The 3,252-nt window shown below is 41.2% G+C and carries 3 protein-coding genes; all 3 read right to left on the bottom strand.

All coding sequences use genetic code 11. The features are described 5' to 3' along the window. The gene (gene guaA / locus RWZ05_RS08850) at nucleotides 1–1,536 is read right to left on the bottom strand and encodes a glutamine-hydrolyzing GMP synthase (RefSeq protein ID WP_314643836.1); all 1,536 of its coding nucleotides are present in this window, start codon (nucleotides 1,534–1,536) and stop codon (nucleotides 1–3) included. A gap of 235 nt (nucleotides 1,537–1,771) precedes the next feature. Next, nucleotides 1,772–1,975, bottom strand: coding sequence for a 4Fe-4S dicluster domain-containing protein (locus RWZ05_RS08845; protein WP_314643834.1), 204 nt, complete (start codon nucleotides 1,973–1,975; stop codon nucleotides 1,772–1,774). A gap of 43 nt (nucleotides 1,976–2,018) precedes the next feature. Continuing rightward, on the bottom strand, nucleotides 2,019–3,176 hold the full coding sequence (locus tag RWZ05_RS08840) for an HAD family hydrolase (RefSeq protein WP_314643832.1): 1,158 nt from the start codon (nucleotides 3,174–3,176) through the stop codon (nucleotides 2,019–2,021). Nucleotides 3,177–3,252: the final 76 nt, after the last annotated feature.

The raw sequence follows: 3,252 nt of genomic DNA, 5'->3' as shown, positions 1-3,252 counted from the left end.
TTATTCCCACTCAATTGTAGCAGGTGGTTTAGATGTAATATCGTACACGATACGGTTGATGTGTTGTACTTCGTTTACGATACGACGGGAAATTGTATCCAACACGTCGTAAGGAATGCGTGCCCAGTCAGCAGTCATAAAGTCTGTTGTTGTTACGCCACGCAATGCCAATGTGTAATCGTATGTACGGAAGTCGCCCATAACACCTACGGTACGTGTAGATGTTAATACTGCAAAGTATTGATTGATGCTGCGATCAAGGCCAGCTTTTGCAATTTCGTCACGGAAGATATAATCTGCATCACGCAAGATGTCGAGTTTTTCTTTCGTGATTTCGCCCATTACGCGAATAGCAAGGCCAGGACCTGGGAATGGTTGGCGCCATACGAGGTAGTCAGCCAAGCCTAATTCAGAACCAAGTTCACGTACTTCGTCTTTGAAGAGGTTACGCAATGGTTCGATAAGGCCTTTGAAGTCTACAACTGCAGGCAAGCCACCTACGTTGTGGTGAGATTTGATAACTTCTGCTTCGCCAGTACCGGACTCGATAACATCAGGGTAGATTGTACCTTGTGCCAAGAAGTCAACGGAACCAATTTTGCGACCTTCGTCTTCGAATACGCGGATGAATTCTTCACCGATAGCTTTACGTTTTGCTTCTGGATCTTCAAGGCCAGCCAATTTATCTAAGAAACGTTTTTCTGCATCTACGCGGATGAAATGCATGCCGGAATCTTTGAAAGCTGCTTCAACTTCGTCGCCTTCGTTTTTACGCATCAAGCCATGGTCAACGAAGATACAAGTCAATTGGTCGCCTACAGCTTTAGAGATAAGAGCTGCTGCAACGGAGCTATCTACACCGCCAGACAATGCCAACAATACTTTGCCATCGCCTACGGTCTTACGGATGTCTTCAATAGCAGTTTTTGCATAGTTTGCCATTGTCCATGTGCCTGTGAATCCACATACTTCGTACAAGAAGTTGTGAAGCATTTCTTTACCATGTTCAGTGTGCAACACTTCTGCATGGTATTGCATAGCGTACAATTTACGTTCTTTATTTTGCATAGATGCAACTGGGCAATCTTTTGTATGCGCAATGATTTCAAAACCTTCTGGTACTTTTGCAACATAGTCAACATGAGACATCCAAACAACTTGGTCTTCGTCCAAGCCTTTGAACAATGGAGATGTGGTATCCACTTTAGTAGGTGTTTTACCAAATTCACGGTTATCTGCAGATTTAACTTCGCCGCCCAATGTATGCGCCATAAACTGCATACCATAGCACATGCCAAGAACTGGAATGCCAAGCTCAAAAATCTCTTTTTCAATTTTAGGAGAATTTTCTTCATATACGCTGTTTGGACCACCTGTGAAGATAATACCTTGTGGCTTTAATTCTTTAATTTTTTCCAGCGCTTTGTTGTATGGATATACTTCGCAGTATACGTGATTCTCACGAACACGGCGCGCGATCAATTGGTTATATTGACCACCAAAGTCAACAACAATTACAAATCCCTTGTTTTCCATGCCTTCCTCCATATGCATCTATTTGTGAAAGTATATTCACTAGTTTTTAATGCCCATACATTTCTGTACTGGGGGCGCGTTTTTTCAAGCAAAACGCTAAATTTCATTACAGTCTATTATACCATACGAAATATATGGACTCCATATATTCCGTATGAAAATTATAAGTAAGTTTTCAATGTTCGGATTTTTAACATTTGGACTTTCAACGCCCCGGATTTAAACATTCCGATTTCTAACTATTACCCTTGGGAGTCTCCTCTTTATGCATCTTCACAGCCCCAACAGGACAGATTGAATAACAATCGCCACAGCCGATACAGGCTGTACCGATAGTAAACCGAGTCACTCCTTCAGTGATGCATTGAACAGGACAATCCTCAGCACAAGCACCACACTTAACACAAGTATCGTCTATATTAAACTTTAATTTTCCCATTCTACATCACCTCTTGTGTATGGCTTATCTAATCAAAGCGGAATTAAAGCAATTTACTTTTATTTAGCTCATTATTATACGCAATAGCGGAGTAAATCGCTTTTGCCACGCCTTGGTGGTTATTATCTGTCGTCACATAGCGTGCTGCTTCTTTAATATTCGCCTTCCCATTATCCATGGCTACACTAGCACCTGCAAAACGTAGCATAGATAAGTCGTTTTCACTATCCCCCAAGGTCATCACTTCATCTGGACTAAATTTCCAGTGATTTGCCAACGCCTCTACAGCAGTCCCCTTTGTTGTATGAGGCAGTACGAATTCAAGATTTCCTTCACTAGAGAGCAGTACATCGTAAAATCTTTCACGGCCTGTACCATCATGAGATAGACCTTGGTATTCATCGCGCAAGTCTTGTAAGATTCTTTGGCGCATAGGCTCATCTCCATAGAAGATTTGCATCTTTTCAGGACCTTCGTCCAAAGATTCCATATACGCTAATAAATCTGGAACCATTGTACGTGTTGCTAAGATAAATGGGCGAATATTAGGTCTAAAGAAGAAATTAGACTGTTCTACTTCACAGTCAGACATATGTATATTGGCTGCCGCATCACCTTCTGCTAAAGCATAGTGATCATGTGTTTCACCAGGTAGATACCCCTCTGTACCAGCAGATATATGACGATCCATTGAACTAGGTATATAATTATCCATTACACTATGAGAAGGATTTGTACCACTTTCCTTACGTTCATCTGCGCAAGCACACAAGCGTTCAGGTGTAATACAGCGATATGGCGGATACATGCCAAAAATTTTATCTTTCACATAGGCCTCTACATAAACACCATAGGTTAAAAGTTTACGCAGTAAATAAAGTGCTTGTTCTTTATCAAAGGTTACATGGAATAAACTACGGTTTTCGTCCTTGTCCATCACATAGGCCCCATTGGTGCACATGAAATAGCGTAGGCATGGTAATTTCTCAATGACATCGTTCATCTCATTCCAGGCACGACCAGAAGCGATAGCTATGCGAATGCCGCTTTCACGAGCAGCTCGAATGGCCTCAATAGCCTCATCCGGAATTGTTTTTGCATCATTAACCAATGTACCATCAACATCAGAGGCTATAAATTTAACGGGCTTATCCCCAGTAAGACCTATGTAGTTTTTAATTTGTAATGTTTCTGAAGACATGCAGCCTCCTTTAATACAACAGTATATAAATAGTTAAGTAGTTAAGCAGTTAAGTAGTTAAGCAGTTAAATAGTTG

The organism is uncultured Veillonella sp., from assembly GCF_963543145.1.
Lineage (GTDB): Bacteria > Bacillota > Negativicutes > Veillonellales > Veillonellaceae > Veillonella.
This window is presented reverse-complemented; position numbering and strand designations above follow the sequence as displayed.